The organism is Enterobacter chuandaensis (genome assembly GCF_003594915.1).
Taxonomy (GTDB): domain Bacteria; phylum Pseudomonadota; class Gammaproteobacteria; order Enterobacterales; family Enterobacteriaceae; genus Enterobacter; species Enterobacter chuandaensis.
The window spans coordinates 210,053-227,356 of record NZ_QZCS01000005.1; the positions used below are offsets into that span (position 1 = coordinate 210,053).

The 17,304-nt window shown below is 56.8% G+C and carries 17 protein-coding genes and 1 pseudogene; 8 read left to right on the plus strand and 10 right to left on the minus strand.

The window, feature by feature from the left end; all coding sequences use genetic code 11:
- Window positions 1-14 precede the first annotated feature (14 nt).
- The gene (znuC, locus tag D5066_RS10560) at window positions 15-770 is read left to right on the plus strand and encodes a zinc ABC transporter ATP-binding protein ZnuC (protein ID WP_014884314.1); all 756 of its coding nucleotides are present in this window, start codon (window positions 15-17) and stop codon (window positions 768-770) included.
- A complete protein-coding gene (gene znuB, locus D5066_RS10565; RefSeq protein WP_119915912.1) occupies window positions 767-1,552 on the plus strand; it encodes a zinc ABC transporter permease subunit ZnuB in 786 nt (261 codons plus the stop codon). The genes znuC and znuB overlap by 4 nt, the downstream gene beginning before the upstream one ends.
- A gap of 87 nt (window positions 1,553-1,639) precedes the next feature.
- Here znuB and ruvB read toward each other — a convergent pair whose 3' ends face one another.
- The 6 genes from ruvB to aspS form a co-directional block, all read right to left on the minus strand.
- The gene (gene ruvB / locus D5066_RS10570) at window positions 1,640-2,650 is read right to left on the minus strand and encodes a Holliday junction branch migration DNA helicase RuvB (protein ID WP_061097874.1); all 1,011 of its coding nucleotides are present in this window, start codon (window positions 2,648-2,650) and stop codon (window positions 1,640-1,642) included.
- Window positions 2,651-2,658: 8 nt separating this feature from the next.
- Window positions 2,659-3,273: a Holliday junction branch migration protein RuvA gene (ruvA, locus tag D5066_RS10575; RefSeq protein WP_080329466.1), complete on the minus strand. Its 615-nt coding sequence runs from the start codon at window positions 3,271-3,273 to the stop codon at window positions 2,659-2,661.
- A gap of 80 nt (window positions 3,274-3,353) precedes the next feature.
- On the minus strand, window positions 3,354-3,875 hold the full coding sequence (gene ruvC / locus D5066_RS10580; protein WP_003859749.1) for a crossover junction endodeoxyribonuclease RuvC: 522 nt from the start codon (window positions 3,873-3,875) through the stop codon (window positions 3,354-3,356).
- Window positions 3,876-3,909: 34 nt separating this feature from the next.
- A complete protein-coding gene (locus D5066_RS10585; RefSeq protein WP_119915913.1) occupies window positions 3,910-4,650 on the minus strand; it encodes a YebC/PmpR family DNA-binding transcriptional regulator in 741 nt (246 codons plus the stop codon).
- Between the two features lie 27 nt (window positions 4,651-4,677).
- Window positions 4,678-5,121 carry a dihydroneopterin triphosphate diphosphatase gene (gene nudB / locus D5066_RS10590; protein ID WP_080329467.1) on the minus strand — a complete coding sequence of 148 codons (444 nt, stop codon included), beginning with the start codon at window positions 5,119-5,121 and terminating at the stop codon, window positions 4,678-4,680.
- A gap of 1 nt (window position 5,122) precedes the next feature.
- Window positions 5,123-6,895, minus strand: coding sequence for an aspartate--tRNA ligase (gene aspS, locus D5066_RS10595; RefSeq protein WP_119915914.1), 1,773 nt, complete (start codon window positions 6,893-6,895; stop codon window positions 5,123-5,125).
- A gap of 264 nt (window positions 6,896-7,159) precedes the next feature.
- Here aspS and D5066_RS10605 point away from each other — a divergent pair, with 264 nt between their 5' ends.
- From D5066_RS10605 to cmoB, 5 genes are read left to right on the plus strand one after another with little or no spacing between them, the layout of a single operon-like run.
- Entirely contained in the window at window positions 7,160-7,726 is a 567-nt protein-coding gene (locus D5066_RS10605) for a hydrolase (RefSeq protein WP_080329469.1), read from the plus strand.
- Complete coding sequence (locus D5066_RS10610; RefSeq protein WP_119915915.1) at window positions 7,723-8,541, plus strand: DUF72 domain-containing protein; 819 nt, start codon at window positions 7,723-7,725, stop codon at window positions 8,539-8,541. Before D5066_RS10605 ends, D5066_RS10610 begins: the two co-directional genes overlap by 4 nt.
- 51 nt (window positions 8,542-8,592) lie before the next feature.
- Window positions 8,593-8,988 (plus strand): MAPEG family protein, encoded by a 396-nt coding sequence (locus D5066_RS10615; protein WP_080329471.1) that lies wholly within the window; start codon window positions 8,593-8,595, stop codon window positions 8,986-8,988.
- A 40-nt stretch (window positions 8,989-9,028) separates the two neighbouring features.
- The gene (gene cmoA, locus D5066_RS10620) at window positions 9,029-9,772 is read left to right on the plus strand and encodes a carboxy-S-adenosyl-L-methionine synthase CmoA (protein ID WP_119915916.1); all 744 of its coding nucleotides are present in this window, start codon (window positions 9,029-9,031) and stop codon (window positions 9,770-9,772) included.
- Complete coding sequence (cmoB, locus tag D5066_RS10625; protein WP_080329473.1) at window positions 9,769-10,740, plus strand: tRNA 5-methoxyuridine(34)/uridine 5-oxyacetic acid(34) synthase CmoB; 972 nt, start codon at window positions 9,769-9,771, stop codon at window positions 10,738-10,740. Before cmoA ends, cmoB begins: the two co-directional genes overlap by 4 nt.
- A gap of 262 nt (window positions 10,741-11,002) precedes the next feature.
- On the opposite strand, the gene cutC is transcribed toward cmoB, so the two are convergent.
- The gene (gene cutC / locus D5066_RS10630; RefSeq protein WP_119915917.1) at window positions 11,003-11,746 is read right to left on the minus strand and encodes a copper homeostasis protein CutC; all 744 of its coding nucleotides are present in this window, start codon (window positions 11,744-11,746) and stop codon (window positions 11,003-11,005) included.
- Between the two features lie 78 nt (window positions 11,747-11,824).
- Window positions 11,825-12,385 (minus strand): VOC family protein, encoded by a 561-nt coding sequence (locus D5066_RS10635; RefSeq protein ID WP_119915918.1) that lies wholly within the window; start codon window positions 12,383-12,385, stop codon window positions 11,825-11,827.
- Window positions 12,386-12,624: 239 nt separating this feature from the next.
- Between D5066_RS10635 and argS the strand changes: the two genes are divergently transcribed.
- Window positions 12,625-14,358 carry an arginine--tRNA ligase gene (argS, locus tag D5066_RS10640; RefSeq protein WP_080329476.1) on the plus strand — a complete coding sequence of 578 codons (1,734 nt, stop codon included), beginning with the start codon at window positions 12,625-12,627 and terminating at the stop codon, window positions 14,356-14,358.
- 35 nt (window positions 14,359-14,393) lie between these two features.
- Here the strand turns inward: argS and bglB are convergent.
- Window positions 14,394-15,535: pseudogene (gene bglB / locus D5066_RS10645) on the minus strand (beta-galactosidase BglB).
- A gap of 4 nt (window positions 15,536-15,539) precedes the next feature.
- Window positions 15,540-17,123, minus strand: a complete 1,584-nt coding sequence (locus D5066_RS10650; RefSeq protein ID WP_119915919.1) for an MFS transporter — start codon at window positions 17,121-17,123, stop codon at window positions 15,540-15,542.
- Window positions 17,124-17,304 lie beyond the last annotated feature (181 nt).

A 17,304-nucleotide genomic window follows, 5' to 3' on the forward strand; every position in this document is an offset into this window, starting at 1 on the left:
AAGCTTAAATTGACATGACGACTCTGGTTTCTCTCGACAATATTTCGGTCTCCTTTGGCCAGCGCCGCGTCCTTTCTGACGTGTCGCTGGATTTGAAGCCCGGCAAAATTTTAACGCTGCTCGGCCCAAATGGCGCAGGTAAATCCACTCTGGTACGCGTGGTGCTGGGTCTGGTCACACCGGACGAAGGTGTGATTACGCGCGAGGAAAAATTGCGGATCGGCTATGTGCCGCAAAAATTACATCTGGACGCCACCCTGCCGCTGACGGTAAGTCGTTTTCTGCGCCTGCGTCCCGGCACACGAAAAGCCGATATTCTCCCGGCACTGAAGCGCGTGCAGGCGGGTCATCTTATCGACGCGCCGTTGCAGAAACTGTCCGGCGGTGAGACGCAGCGCGTTTTGCTGGCCCGTGCGCTATTGAGCAGCCCGCAACTGCTGGTGCTGGATGAACCCACCCAGGGCGTTGACGTCAATGGTCAGGTCGCGCTTTATGATTTGATCGACCAGCTGCGCCGCGAACTGAACTGCGCCGTGCTGATGGTCTCCCATGACCTGCATCTGGTGATGGCGAAAACTGACGAAGTGCTGTGCCTTAACCATCACATTTGCTGTTCCGGTACGCCTGAAGTGGTCTCAATGCACCCGGAATTTATCTCCATGTTTGGCCCTCGTGGCGCTGAACAGTTGGGCATCTACCGTCATCATCATAATCACCGCCATGATTTGCAGGGACGAATCGTTCTGCGTCGGGGAAATGGACACTCATGATTGAACTTTTACTGCCCGGCTGGCTGGCCGGGATTATGCTTGCCTGCGCCGCGGGCCCGCTCGGCTCGTTTGTGGTGTGGCGCAGAATGTCTTACTTCGGTGATACCCTGGCGCATGCGTCGCTGCTGGGCGTGGCTTTTGGTCTGCTGCTGGACGTAAATCCCTTTTATGCGGTGATTGTGGTCACGCTGCTGCTGGCGGCCGGTCTGGTCTGGCTGGAGAAGCGCCCTCACCTCGCGATTGATACGCTGCTTGGCATCATGGCGCACAGCGCCCTGTCGCTGGGTCTGGTGGTGGTCAGCCTGATGTCAAATATCCGCGTGGATCTGATGGCCTACCTGTTCGGCGATCTGCTGGCCGTCACGCCTGAAGATCTCATCGCTATCGCTACTGGCGTGGTGGTGGTGCTGGGCATTTTACTGTGGCAATGGCGGAATTTACTGGCGATGACCGTCAGCCCGGATCTGGCCTTTGTCGACGGCGTGAAGCTGCAGCGCGTCAAGCTGCTGCTGATGCTGGTGACGGCGTTAACGATTGGTGTCGCAATGAAGTTTGTCGGCGCGCTGATTATTACATCTCTGCTGATTATCCCTGCGGCCACGGCACGTCGCTTTGCCCGTACGCCGGAGCAGATGGCGGGTATTGCCGTAATTATCGGGATGATTGCCGTAACGGGCGGGTTAACCTTCTCGGCGTTTTATGACACGCCAGCGGGGCCGTCGGTGGTGCTAAGTGCGGCGGTGCTGTTTATTTTTAGTATGATGAAGAAGACCGCACAGTAGCGGGTATGTCCCCGGTGGCGCTTCGTTTACCGGGGCTACAAAAACGTTCCGTAGGCCGGGTAAGGCGTAGCCGCCACCCGGCATTATTTACGGCATTGCTGGCGGTGTTATTCCGAAATGATTCCACGCCCGCACCGTCGCCATTCGACCACGCGGCGTGCGCTGCAGGAAGCCCTGCTGGATCAGATACGGCTCCAGCACGTCCTCAATGGTTTCGCGTTCCTCGCCGATCGCCGCCGCCAGGTTATCCAGCCCGACCGGGCCACCAAAGAACTTATCCAGCACCGCCAGCAGCAGCTTGCGGTCCATATAGTCAAAGCCCTCGGCATCGACATTCAGCATATCCAGCGCCTGCGCGGCAATCTCTGCCGAAATAGTGCCATCGTGCTTCACTTCAGCGAAGTCACGCACGCGACGCAGCAGGCGGTTGGCAATACGCGGCGTTCCGCGCGAACGCTTCGCCACTTCAAATGCACCCTCTTCGCTCATGTCCAGCCCCATGTAGCGTGCGCTGCGGCCCACGATATGCTGGAGGTCAGGCACCTGATAAAACTCCAGACGCTGAACGATACCGAAGCGATCGCGCAGTGGAGAGGTTAACGATCCGGCACGCGTCGTGGCGCCAATCAGGGTAAACGGCGGCAGATCGATTTTGATGGAGCGCGCGGCCGGGCCTTCGCCGATCATGATATCCAGCTGGTAATCTTCCATCGCCGGATAGAGCACCTCTTCCACTATGGGCGACAGGCGGTGGATTTCGTCGATAAACAGCACGTCATGCGGTTCGAGGTTGGTCAGCATCGCAGCAAGGTCGCCCGCCTTCTCCAGCACCGGGCCCGAAGTGGTACGCAGGTTGACGCCCATTTCATTGGCGACGATATTAGCCAGCGTGGTTTTACCTAACCCCGGCGGGCCAAAAATCAGCAGGTGATCGAGCGCATCGCCGCGCAGCTTTGCCGCCTGGATGAAAATCTCCATCTGGGAACGAACCTGCGGCTGGCCGATATACTCATCAAGCAGCTTCGGGCGGATCGCACGATCCACCACGTCCTCTGCCTGAAGGGTGCCTGCCGATACCAGGCGATCTGCTTCAATCATCCTTTACCTCACAATGCAGCGCGCAGCGCTTCACGAATCAGGGTTTCACTGCTGGCGTCCGGTTTGGCAATTTTACTCACCATTCGGCTGGCCTCCTGAGGTTTATAGCCCAGCGCCACCAGCGCGGCAACCGCTTCCTGCTCGGCATCATCATCGGTCGCAGGGGCGCCTGGCGAGGTCAGTACCAAATCAGCAGCCGGGGTGAACAGATCGCCATGCAGACCTTTAAAGCGGTCTTTCATTTCGACGATCAAACGTTCTGCGGTTTTTTTACCGATGCCCGGAAGCTTAACCAGCGCAGCGGGATCTTCGCGCTCAACGGCATTCACAAACTGCGGAGCGGACATGCCGGACAGAATCGCCAGCGCCAGCTTCGGCCCCACACCGTTGGTTTTAATCAGCTCGCGGAAAAGGGTGCGTTCCTGCTTGTTGTTAAAACCGTACAGCAGCTGAGCATCTTCACGCACCACAAACTGAGTAAAGACAATCGCCTCTTTTCCCGCGTCCGGCAGCTCGTAGAAGCAGGTCATCGGCATATGGACTTCATAGCCCACGCCACCCACTTCCAGCAGCACTAACGGGGGTTGTTTTTCAATGATGATGCCTCTGAGTCTGCCTATCACGTGACGCTCCTGCGTTCTGGAAGAAATTAACTGCCGACATAATAAAAAAAGGCTGGATAAACATCCAGCCTGATTTCTGATTATCGTAACCTGCCTCGCGCCAGATTGAGCCGCGACTCGCTCATTTGCATCGCGTTCTGGCTGACGTGGCAGTGGGTAATCGCAATCGCCAGCGCATCGGCGGCGTCGGCCTGCGGGTTCGCGGGAAGCTTCAGCAGGGTGCGCACCATGTGCTGCACCTGGCTTTTCTCCGCGCTACCAATGCCCACCACCGTCTGTTTAACCTGACGTGCCGCGTATTCGAATACCGGCAGATCCTGGTTCACAGCGGCAACAATCGCCACGCCGCGCGCCTGACCGAGCTTCAGCGCCGAGTCCGCGTTCTTCGCCATAAAGACCTGCTCGATAGCGAAATAGTCCGGCTGGAACTGAGTGATAATCTCCGACACGCCCGCATAAATCAGCTTCAGGCGCGACGGCAGATCGTCAACTTTGGTGCGAATGCATCCACTGCCGAGGTAGGTTAGCTGGCGCCCAACCTGACGGATAACGCCATAGCCGGTGACGCGTGAGCCGGGGTCAATCCCGAGGATAATCGACATCACGCGTCTCCCGTAAACGGTTTACAGGCTCTCATCAGAGAGTCGCTGCAACCTCATCAGAGATTTCACCGTTGTGATACACTTCCTGCACGTCGTCGCAGTCTTCGAGCATGTCGATCAGACGCAGCAGTTTTGGTGCCGTTTCTGCATCCATGTCCGCTTTGGTGGACGGGATCATGGAGACTTCAGCGTTATCCGCTTTCAGGCCCGCCGCTTCCAGCGCATCGCGCACGGCACCCATCTCTTCCCAGGCGGTATAAACGTCGATAGCGCCGTCGTCGAAGGTCACTACGTCTTCCGCACCGGCTTCCAGCGCCGCTTCCATGATCGCATCTTCGTCGCCTTTCTCGAAGGAGATGACGCCTTTTTTGTTGAACAGGTAGGCTACGGAACCGTCAGTACCCAGGTTGCCACCGGTTTTGGTGAACGCGTGGCGCACTTCTGCAACGGTACGGTTACGGTTGTCAGACAGACACTCAACCATCACCGCAGTACCGCCAGGGCCGTAACCTTCATAAATGATGGTTTCCATGTTAGCGTCTTCGTCACCGCCCACGCCACGTGCGATCGCACGGTTCAGGGTGTCACGCGTCATGTTGTTAGACAGGGCTTTATCCACCGCCGCGCGCAGACGCGGGTTAGAAGCCGGATCGCCGCCGCCCAGACGCGCCGCTGTCACCAGCTCGCGAATGATTTTGGTAAAGATTTTACCGCGCTTGGCATCCTGTGCCGCTTTGCGGTGTTTGGTGTTGGCCCACTTACTATGACCTGCCATAAAAAGTTCTCCAAAAATCGCGCCTTTTCAGGCCGCGTTAATTACAAATTCTTCAATCGCCTGCCGGTTGCTCCACGACTTGGTCAGCGCGGCGGCATCCGCCGCGTTCACCCAGCGGTAGGTCAGGTGTTCAGTGAACACGATCTCCCGTTCGTGGGGGAGCGCGAGACAGAACCAGTATTCCGTATTGCGCTCAATACCCGGCGCATAGCGATGACGTAAATGGCTAAAAATTTCGAACTCCACCGTGCGCTGACAGTCCTTCAGGGTCAGTTGCTCGCGGGCAACGTCAATGGTGACCTCTTCCTTTACTTCACGCGCGGCGGCCTGCGGCGCAGTCTCCCCCTCTTCCAGGCTGCCGGTAACCGACTGCCAGAAATCAGGGTCATCGCGCCGCTGCAACATCAGCACCCGCTTCGTGTCTTCTGCATAAATGACCACCAGAACCGAAACGGGAAGCTTGTATGCCATATCAGTTTTTCTCTTCCTTTTTCACTACTTCAATGCCCAGCTCGGCCAGAGAGGCCGGGTTGGCAAAGCTTGGCGCTTCGGTCATCAGACACGCTGCGGCAGTGGTTTTCGGGAAGGCAATCACATCACGAATATTATCGGTACCGGTCAGCAGCATGGTCAGACGGTCAAGGCCGAAGGCCAGACCCGCATGCGGAGGCGTACCGTATTTCAGGGCGTCCAGCAGGAAGCCGAACTTCTCGCGCTGCTCCTGCTCGTTAATGCCGAGAATGCCAAACACGGTCTGCTGCATTTCGCCGCTGTGAATACGCACGGAACCGCCGCCCACTTCGTAGCCGTTGATGACCATATCGTAGGCGTTTGCCACAGCATCTTCCGGCGCGGCTTTCAGCTCTGCCGCCGTCATGTCTTTTGGCGAGGTGAACGGGTGGTGCATCGCGGTCAGGCCGCCTTCACCGTCGTCTTCAAACATTGGGAAGTCGATAACCCACAGCGGCGCCCATTTGCTCTCGTCGGTCAGGTTCAGGTCTTTGCCGAGCTTCAGACGCAGCGCGCCCATTGCATCCGCAACGACTTTCTTGTTGTCTGCACCGAAGAAAATCATGTCGCCGTCCTGCGCGCCGGTGCGCTCAAGGATCGCTTCCACGATCTCGGCGTTCAGGAATTTCGCCACCGGACTGGTGATCCCTTCCAGCCCTTTCGCACGCTCGGTCACTTTAATATAGGCCAGACCTTTCGCGCCGTAGATCTTAATAAAGTTGCCGTAATCGTCAATTTGCTTACGGCTCAGGGCAGCACCGCCCGGAACACGCAGCGCCGCGACGCGACCTTTCGGATCGTTAGCCGGGCCGGCGAATACCGCAAACTCAACGCCTTTCACCAGGTCTGCTACGTCCACCAGCTCCATCGGGTTACGCAGGTCCGGTTTGTCGGAGCCGTAACGGCGCTCGGCTTCGGCGAAGGTCATGATTGGGAAATCGCCCAGCTCAACGCCTTTAATGTCGTTCCACAGGCCGCGCACCAGCGCTTCCATCACTTCACGCACCTGTTCGGCGGTCATGAAGGAGGTTTCCACGTCGATCTGGGTAAATTCAGGCTGGCGGTCAGCGCGCAGGTCTTCGTCGCGGAAGCATTTTACGATCTGATAGTAGCGATCGAAGCCGGACATCATCAGCAGCTGTTTGAACAGCTGTGGAGACTGCGGCAGCGCGTAGAACTTGCCTTTATGAACGCGGGACGGGACCAGGTAGTCGCGTGCGCCTTCCGGCGTGGCTTTGGTCAGCATCGGGGTTTCGATATCGAGGAAACCGTGGTCATCCATAAAGCGACGCACCAGGCTGGTGATTTTCGCACGGGTTTTCAGGCGCTGGGCCATTTCCGGACGACGCAGATCCAGGTAGCGGTATTTCAGACGCGCTTCTTCAGTGTTGACGTGGTTGGAGTCCAGCGGCAGCGCTTCAGCACGGTTGATGATCACCAGATCGGAGGCCAGCACTTCGATAGCCCCCGTCGCCATGTCGGCGTTAACGTTTTTCTCGTCACGCGCGCGCACGGTGCCGGTGACCTGAATGCAGAACTCATTACGCAGCTCAGAGGCCAGCTTCAGCGCTTCTGCGCGATCCGGGTCGAAGAACACCTGAACGATACCTTCACGGTCGCGCATATCGATGAAGATAAGGCTACCAAGATCACGACGACGGTTGACCCAACCACACAGGGTGACCTGCTGTCCGACGTGGGACTGACGCAGCTGCCCGCAATATTCTGTACGCATGAGATATCCCTTAATTAGCCGCAGGCTAAATGTCGCCTGGTATGCAGGCTACTATGTCGCAGCTTTCTGTATGTCACAACTGGATGAAAAAAGGCGGCTATTATACTGGAAATTCCGCCGGACGATAAGAGCGAACCACCGCCAGACGGTCGTTTGCTGCACTCTTATTGCGCATTCTCACAAAAATTAACAAAATTATCCGACCGATAACAGGCCATCACGTCGTAAGGTGTTACGGAAGTGATTAATTTACCTGGAGTGACGATGTTAACACTTGATGCCCGCAAAACCGCGCTTGTGGTGATTGATTTACAGGAAGGGATCCTGCCCTTCGCCGGTGGCCCACACGCTGCGGATGATGTTGTCAGCCGCGCCGCTCGCCTGGCCGAGAAGTGCCGCGCCAGCGGTGCCACTGTGGTCATGGTGCGCGTCGGCTGGTCCGCTGATTTCGCCGAAGCGTTAAAACAGCCGGTTGACGCCCAGGCTCCCGCGCATGCTCTGCCGGAAAACTGGTGGACGTACCCGGTATCGCTCGGCAAGCGTGACGGCGACATCGAAGTGACCAAACGCCAGTGGGGCGCGTTCTACGGGACCGACCTTGAACTGCAGCTTCGCCGCCGCGGTATCGACACCCTTATTCTGTGCGGCATTTCCACCAACATCGGCGTGGAATCCACCGCCCGTAACGCCTGGGAGCTGGGCTTTAACCTGGTGATTGCGGAAGATGCGTGCAGCGCAGCCTCTGCGGATCAGCACCAGGGCAGCATGACCCACATCTTCCCGCGCATCGGACGCGTGCGCAGCACGGATGAGATTTTAAGCGCGCTATGATGTACGTGGGCCTGCCCCAGTGGTCGCACCCAAAATGGGTGCGCCTGGGCATTACCAGCCTTGAAGAGTATGCCCGACACTTCAATTGCGTCGAGGGTAACACCACGCTGTATGCGCTGCCCAAAGCCGAGATTGTCGAGCGCTGGCGGGAGCAAACAACGGACGATTTCCGTTTCTGCTTTAAATTCCCGGCGACCATTTCCCACCAGGCCGCGCTGCGCAACTGCGGTGACTTAACCGAAGAGTTTTTTACGCGCATGTCGCCGCTGGCGAACCGCATTGGTCAGTACTGGCTCCAGCTTCCCGCCACGTTTGGTCCGCGCGATCTGCCCGCACTGTGGCAGTTCCTCGATGCCCTGCCCCGCGATTTCACCTACGGCGTGGAAGTCCGACACCAGGACTTCTTCGCGAAGGGCGAAGCCGAAAAAGCGCTCAACCGCGGCCTGATCGATCGTTGCGTTAACCGTGTGATCCTCGACAGCCGTCCGGTACACAGCGCGGTACCCCATAACGAAGCCATCGTTGATGCGCAGCGTAAAAAACCGAAAGTGCCTGTCCACGCCATTGTGACCGCACAAAACCCGATGGTCAGATTCATCGGCAGCGATAACATGCAGCAAAATCAGGCGATGTTCGCCGTCTGGCTGCAAACATTAGCGAAGTGGGAACACGCCACCACGCCGTACCTCTTTTTGCATACGCCGGATATTGCGCAGGCGCCCGAACTGGTCGATGCTCTCTGGCAAGCCTTGCAGGCCGCGGTTCCGTCCGTGGGGAGCGCCCCTTCCATCCCACAACAATCTTCTCTTTTCTGATATCACCCCCTATCATAGTGAAGTGCCATCTGCCAAAAACAGGGAGTTAGTATGGTCAGCGCGCTGTATGCGGTGTTAGGTGCATTACTGCTGATTAAATTTTCATTTGATGTTGTGCGCCTCAGGATGCAGTACCGCGTCTCTTACGGCGACGGCGGTTTCTCCGAACTGCAAAGCGCTATCCGCATTCACGGTAATGCGGTTGAGTACATTCCCGTGGCCCTCATCCTGCTGCTGTTTATGGAGATGAATGGCGCGGAAACCTGGATGGTGCATATTTGCGGGCTACTGCTGATTGCTGGCAGGTTAATGCACTATTACGGCTTTCACCATCGCTTATTCCGCTGGCGTCGTTCCGGCATGAGCGCGACCTGGTGTGCGCTTTTGCTGATGGTGCTGGCTAACCTGTGGTATATGCCGTGGGAGTTGGTTTTCTCCCTCCATTAGCGCACAATACGCCACTTTATTTTTCCCGGATTTTTACGTTATGTCAGATCGCGACACGCTTTTTTCCGCGCCTATCGCCAGCCTGGGCGACTGGACCTTCGATGAACGGGTAGCCGAAGTCTTCCCGGATATGATCCAGCGCTCTGTTCCCGGTTATTCCAATATTATCTCCATGATCGGCATGCTGGCTGAGCGCTTCGTTCAACCCGGCACGCAGGTCTATGACCTGGGCTGCTCGCTCGGCGCGGCAACGCTGTCGGTTCGTCGTAACATTCACCACGAAGGCTGCCGGATCGTTGCCGTCGATAACTCCCCGGCCATGGTTGAACGCTGCCGTCGCCATATTGACGCGTATAAAGCGCCCGTTCCGGTGGACGTGGTGGAAGGTGATATCCGCGAGATCGAGATCAAAAACGCCTCGATGGTGGTGCTGAATTTCACCCTGCAGTTCCTGGTGCCTGAAGATCGCCAGCTGCTGCTGGACAAAATTTACCAGGGGCTGAATCCCGGCGGCGCGCTGGTGCTTTCTGAGAAATTCAGCTTTGAGGATGCCAAAGTAGGCGAACTGCTGTTCAACATGCACCACGATTTCAAACGGGCGAACGGCTACAGCGAGCTGGAGATCAGCCAGAAGCGCAGCATGCTCGAAAACGTGATGCTGACGGATTCCGTAGAAACCCACAAAGCGCGCCTGCGCAAAGCCGGATTTGAGCACAGCGAGCTGTGGTTCCAGTGCTTTAACTTTGGCTCTCTGGTGGCGCTGAAAGCGGGAGAATCCGCATGATCGAATTCAGTAATTTCTATCAGCTGATTGCCAAAAACCATCTTTCTCACTGGCTGGAAACCCTGCCAGCGCAGATTGCCGCCTGGCAGCGCGATCAGCAGCATGGGCTGTTAAAACAGTGGTCCAATGCCGTGGAGTATCTGCCGGAGCTGACGCCGCATCGTCTGGATTTACTGCACAGCGTGACGGCGGAAAGCGCAGAGCCGCTCCCTGCCGGGCAGATCAACCGCATCGAAACGCTGATGCGTAACCTGATGCCGTGGCGCAAAGGGCCGTTCTCGCTGTATGGCGTGAACATCAATACCGAATGGCGCTCAGACTGGAAGTGGGATCGCGTACTGCCGCACCTTTCCGACCTGACCGGGCGTACCATTCTGGACGTAGGCTGCGGCAGCGGTTACCACATGTGGCGCATGATTGGCGCGGGAGCCCATCTGGCGGTCGGCATCGACCCGATGCAGCTGTTCCTGTGCCAGTTTGAGGCGGTGCGTAAACTGCTCGGCAACGACCAGCGCGCGCACCTGCTGCCGCTGGGCATTGAGCAGCTCCCTGCCCTGAAAGCTTTTGATACCGTATTTTCCATGGGCGTGCTGTATCACCGTCGTTCCCCGCTTGAACACCTGTGGCAGCTGAAAGATCAGCTGGTCAGCGGCGGCGAACTGGTGCTGGAAACGCTGGTGATTGAAGGCGATGAGCATGCGGTTCTGGTGCCGGGCGATCGTTACGCGCAGATGCGCAACGTTTACTTCATCCCGTCCGCACTGGCGCTGAAAAACTGGCTGGAGAAATGCGGCTTTGTGGATGTGCGCATTGCCGATGTCTGCGTGACGTCTGTCGAAGAGCAGCGCCGCACCGACTGGATGATCACCGAATCGCTGGAGCAGTTCCTCGACCCGACCGACCACAGTAAAACCGTTGAAGGCTATCCTGCACCGATGCGTGCGGTGTTGATTGCGACCAAGCCGTAGCCTTTTAGCCGGGTGGCGGCTACGCCTTACCCGGCCTACGTGTTGCACGTTTTCTCCAAAATAGTTCAAGTTGCAGCAAGGCGGCAACGCAGCGAATCCCCGGGAGCTTACATCAGTAAGTGACCGGGGTGAGCGAGGCGGCCAACGCGGCTGCGGCTTGAAATATGAAGGAGAAAAAAAGGCCCCTGTGTAATTGGCAGGGGCCTGGTACAAGCAAGCATCATATTGGGCGACATGATGCGCGGTAAAAATCGGTACGTTGCTACACGTGATGACGCTCAATCAGCGACTTCATTTCCGCAACCGACTCTCCCTCTACGCCGTAGCGTGAATACTCATCCGCTTCGGCATCCGTCGACATTGACAGCCCTGTATTGCGATAACGCATGGGTGAAGGTATCCATTTACCCGCAGAGCTGTGAAGCTCTTCCACCCCGGCGTTTAAAAACCGTTCCAGATTGCTGGCACGGACTCCCGCACCCGCCATTATTATTGGAACACCGGAATGTGCTTTTAGTTCCGTAATTAATTGCAGACCTTTTTCAGCCGACGACTGCTGTCCCGACGTCAACACGCGCGCCACACCAAGTTCGGCAAGGGTATCAAACGCTTGCCGAGGATCTTTGCACATATCAAAGGCGCGGTGAAACGTGACGGCCATCCCTTTTGCGGCGTCCATGACCTGCCGCATGCGCGGCATATCGACATGTCCGTCCTCATCAAGCAGACCGGTCACCAGCCCGGGGAACCCCAGGTCGCGAACAAGGGCAATATCTTCAAGCATGGCACTGAACTCGCCCGCCGTGTAACAAAAATCGCCGCCGCGAGGACGAATGATTGGATGTACCGGAATGGTGACCGCCTGGCGGGCCAACTTCAACACGCCGTATGAGGGCGTTAACCCCCCTTCTTTCGGGGCGGCGCACAGCTCAATGCGGTCGGCTCCCTTCTGTTGCGCCGTTACGGCACATTCCACGCTGTAACAACAAATCTCCAGCAGCGCCATCTGCTTCTCCTTAAAATCAGCTTAACGCGCCATCATGGCACGCCTCTCGGTTCGGGTCTCAGCGACGAGTCACAACTCTCAGGCTTCGCTGGCAACAATCTGTTCAATGGTCCACGGATGAAATTTCACCGTAACCTGTCCATCAGTGACGGCCAGCGTCGGGTTAGGCAGACGCTCGCGCTTGCCTTTGGGGGAACTCGTCTTCACAAAAATTCCCGGCTGGCTTAACCCGTCGTCTGACAGCAGGGTCAGGGCGCGCGCGTTCAACGTCTCCGGCTCACCCGGCAGGACGATTTCGATATGCTCCCAGCCTTCGTGCGGATAGCGTTTCTCACCCGGCCACGGCAGTTCAACCACGGTGAACTGCCAGTGCGCCACGCTTACCGGTTCATGCAGTTTGAACAGGCAAATGGGGCGTCCATTGATGATGTTCTCAGAGAGCAGCTCGCCGCACTGCTCAAACCCGCGACGCCAGCGCTCGGCGGTGGCATTCTGGTGACAGCGCAAAGAGATGTGATCGGCCTCAAGCGGCGCGATATCCAGACCAAGACGGGTGGCAAGTTCTGTGAACGCCTGGGTGAAGCGCGGTAAATCTGCGGAAATATCATGCAGTTCGTCAATGGATTGCCAGTTCGCCATAAGTCAGTCTCTTTTCATGTCGCAAAGCCGCTAATTTACTCTGTTGCCCTGTTTTGACCAACCGCATAATCCAGCTTTTTATGACTGCATGATTATGCACGCTTTCTTAGCCTGGATTCTGAGCAATCTTCAGGCCCCGCGATGCTGACGCAAGAGGGCATTTGCAGTATACTCCCGCCCTAAATTCTATAACTGGCGCGGGTGGCTGTGAGCCCGCATCAAAAACGTAAGGTATCCAGGTGAATATTCAGGCTCTTCTCTCCGAAAAAGTCAGTCAGGCACTGATTGCCGCAGGCGCGCCTGCGGATTGCGAACCGCAGGTTCGTCAGTCAGCAAAAGTACAGTTTGGCGACTATCAGGCTAATGGCGTGATGGCAGTGGCTAAAAAACTGGGCATGCCGCCGCGACAGCTCGCTGAGCAGGTACTGACGCATCTGGATCTCACCGGCATTGCCAGCAAAACTGAAATCGCCGGTCCGGGCTTCATCAACATCTTCCTCGAGCCTGCGTTCCTGGCAAGCCACGTTGACGCGGCGCTGAAGTCAGACCGCCTGGGCGTGTCCCAGCCGGAAGCGCAGACCGTGGTGATCGACTACTCTGCCCCGAACGTGGCGAAAGAGATGCACGTTGGTCACCTGCGCTCCACCATCATCGGTGACGCCGCGGTGCGCACCCTTGAGTTCCTCGGTCACAAGGTGATCCGCGCGAACCACGTAGGCGACTGGGGTACCCAGTTCGGCATGCTGATTGCTTACCTTGAAAAACAGCAGCAGGAAAACGCGGGCGAGATGGCGCTCGCGGACCTGGAAGGGTTCTACCGCGAAGCCAAAAAACACTACGACGAAGACGAAGCCTTTGCCGAGCGCGCGCGCAGCTACGTGGTGAAGCTGCAGGGCGGCGATCAATACTTCCTTGAGATGTGGCGCAAGCTGGTTGATATCACCATGTCCCAGAATCAGCTTACCTACAACCGTCTGAACGTGACCCTGACCCGCGACGACGTGATGGGTGAAAGCCTCTACAACCCGATGCTGCCCGGCATTGTGGCGGACCTGAAAGCTAAACACCTGGCGGTGGAGAGCGAAGGCGCAACGGTGGTGTTCCTTGATGAGTACAAAAACAAGGAAGGCGAACCGATGGGCGTGATTATCCAGAAAAAGGATGGCGGCTACCTCTACACCACTACCGATATCGCCTGCGCGAAATACCGTTACGAAACCCTGCACGCCGACCGCGTGCTGTACTACATCGACTCCCGTCAGCACCAGCACCTGATGCAGGCGTGGACTATCGTGCGTAAAGCCGGTTACGTGCCGGACTGCGTGCCGCTGGAACACCACATGTTCGGCATGATGCTGGGTAAAGACGGCAAGCCGTTCAAAACCCGTGCGGGCGGTACCGTGAAGCTGTCCGATCTGCTGGACGAAGCACTGGAACGCGCGCGTCGCCTGGTGGCCGAGAAGAACCCGGATATGCCAGCAGACGAACTGGAAAAACTGGCCAACGCCGTGGGCATCGGCGCGGTTAAATACGCGGATCTTTCCAAGAACCGTACCACCGACTATATCTTCGACTGGGACAACATGCTGGCGTTCGAAGGCAACACCGCGCCGTACATGCAGTACGCCTATACCCGCGTGCTCTCCGTGTTCCGTAAAGCAAACATTGATGAAAGCGTGCTGGCGAATGCGGCAGTGACCATTACGGAAGATCGCGAAGCGCAGCTGGCGGCGCGTCTGCTGCAGTTCGAAGAGACGCTGACGGTTGTCGCGCGTGACGGTACGCCGCACGTAATGTGTGCATACCTGTACGATCTGGCGGGTCTGTTCTCCGGCTTCTACGAGCACTGCCCTATCCTGTCGGCAGAAAACGAATCGGTGCGCAACAGCCGCCTGAAGCTGGCACAGCTGACGGCGAAGACCCTGAAGCTGGGTCTGGATACCCTGGGTATCGAAACCGTAGAACGTATGTAATACAAAAAACCCGGCAAGCGCCGGGTTTTTTATTATCAGAAGTATTTTCGCAAATACTCTGTCAGACAGAGAATCGCCATCGCCTGTCCGTACGGCATTGAGGTCAGCGGGATCTGGCGATAAAACTCAAGATCGCTACCCATTCCCGTGCCGAACGAGGTTTGCAGTGACTCCCCTTCCGGCGAGATATTTTTCACGATGCCGCGAATCGCTTTTTCAGCAACGTCAGCATATTCAGGCTCAACATAGCGCTTGCGCACCGCTTTCAGGATCCCGTAGGCAAACCCGGCCGTAGCGGATGCCTCCAGGTACGAGTTCGGATCGTCCAGCAGCGTATGCCACAGGCCGCTTTCGTCCTGACATTTTGCCAGCGCGGCAACCTGCGCATTCAGCACCTGCACCAGATAACGGCGCACGGCGTTGTTTTCAGGCAGATCAACCAGTTCGAGGAAGTCGGGGATCACGATGGTGAGCCAGCTGTTGCCGCGCGCCCAGCGGGCACGGGCAAAGTTATGGTTACCGTCGTAGCTCCAGCCGTGGAACCACAGCCCGGTCTCCCGGTCCATCAGGTTCTGCACGTGTGCAGCAGGAACTGATACACCGCCTCTTCAACATACTCCGGTTTGTTCAGCAGCTTGCCGATTTTCGCCAGTGGTAGCACCGTCATCATCAGCGTGTCGTCCCACATCTGCTGATGATTCTCTTCCGCCAGTGTGATGTGCTGCATACCGCCGTGTTCGGTGCGCGGCATCTCATTCATCGCCCATTCCGCCCAGCTTTCCAGCCAAGGCAGCCAGGCCGGGTTTTTGGTCTCTTCGTAGCGACAGGCCAGCGTCAGGAACGGCGACATGGTATTGACGTTTTTGGTGGTGGCGCCTTCCGCAAAGCGGTCGGCAAACCAGCTGTCGATAATGTTACGCATTCCTTCGTCGCCGGTCTGGCAATAGTACTGCCAGATGCCATACAAACCGACGCCGTGCGTCCACTCCCATCCGGCCCAGCCTTTGGTGTCGATCACGCGCCCGTCGTCCAGCCGCAGCAAAAATTCGCCCGTTTTGTCGTGGATATTGACCAGGTTGTGCGTCACTTTTTGAATCAGCGATTTCAGCTCGTCCCGGGCGATAAAGCGCTCTGGCTGACGCAATAACGGGCTATGTTTGACAGGCCAAACTTTCATCATCTTAACCTCTGTTGTATGTCGAATTCAGTACCGCGCAATCTTTGAGCGAAGGTGCAGCAGGCTTATTGCGATTCAGATAACCGATGTTGTTATTGCCCCACAGTGATTCATAAGGCATACCGGCCAGCATCTCGACGGTGGCGCGGGCGTGTGGCGTCGCTGACTCAGGCATCGGATGTCCACACTCACGCATTTTCGCGGTCTCCTCGCGCAGCGTGCTGTGGGTCTGCAAATTAAGCCTGAAGCGCAGGGAAACGAGGAAGCCGCAGAACAGCACCAGGATGGTGCCCACGCTCAGGATCATCAAAATGGTATGGCTCACTTCCGCAGGCTGCACTTTCTGACCGCTGACAAAGCCGGACATTTGCATCACGATGCCCACCAGCATCACCGCACCGGCCTGAGACGCCTTACGGGTCAGGGTCATGATGCCCGCGAAGATCCCTTCCCTGCGCTGGCCAGTGATCACTTCATCCACGTCTGCAATGTAGGTGTAGGTATTCCATGGCACGTAGTTAATACCGCCGCGGCCGAGACCGGCAATGGCAGACACCAGCAGCAGCAGGGAATAGATATCGCTCAGTCCCGCATAATAAAGTACGGCGTAGGAAATAGAGGCCAGGCCAAAGAGCACCACCACCATGCGGTAGGAGGGCGCAGGTCCGAAGCGAATGCACAGCGGTATCATCCCGAACACGGCGAGAAACTGGAAGATTGCCATTGTGCCCAACAGGTTAGATGCCACTGATGCTTCCTGCATCAGCACAAACACCACATAGTAGGTGAATACCGCGTTAAACACATCCTGTGCGATGTAGCCGCCGAGGTACATGCCGAGATGCTGGCGGAAAATCTTGATACGCAGCGTAGAGCTTAACTCCACAAACAGACGGTTCATGCTCTGGCCCAGCGTGAGTTTCTTCTTCTCTTCTTCGGCACGTAATGCGGCTTCGGACCACGCCTCACGCGGGCGCTCCCAGGTAAAGAACCAGACAAAGGTCAGCATCAGGGCGCACAGCACGGAGAAGACCAGGCTTGCGTAAAAGAATGAGACGGCGTTGTCTTTACCGAAGTGGGTAAGCAGGACCCCCGGCAGGAAAGAGGCCAGAATCGCTGACATCTGCGCCATAGAAATACGCGCCCCGGAGAACTTGGTTTTCTGTTTAAAGTCGTCGGTCATTTCCGGCACCAGCGTCTCATAAGGCACCAGAATCATGGTGTAGACAATATCAAACACCAGATAGGTCAGCAGGTAGTACCAGAAATTCATGTCCCCCACCCACATCAACGAGTAGCTGAACACGCACGGAATACCCAGCAGGATAAAGAACTTACGGCGACCAAAGCGCTTTCCAGGCCAGGTCGTACCGAAGTTATCCGTCAAAAAGCCCATTAACGGGCTGACAACAGCATCCAGAACCCTCGCAGCGGCAAAGATGAAAGTTGCTTCAATCGGTGTGAGCCCACAGAAGGTGGTATAAAAATACAAAAGCCAGGCCGCCGTCAGGGCGGTCGTACCCGCCCCGAGAAAATCGCCTGCCCCGTAAGCAAGATAATTTGCCAGTCCAATTTTACGTGTTTTCATTGCCGTCAACCCTAATCAAATTTGGGAGACTCCCTGCAAGTAAGGCTCATCGGGGAGTTTTTACACGGCTACAGTAAATGCAACGACATCCTGATACCTTTCTGTTTCTGCCATCACGAGCAGGGTGAATGGCAAAAATGCAAAGAGTCGCGTCACGCGTGTCACTAATTTATAAAACAGC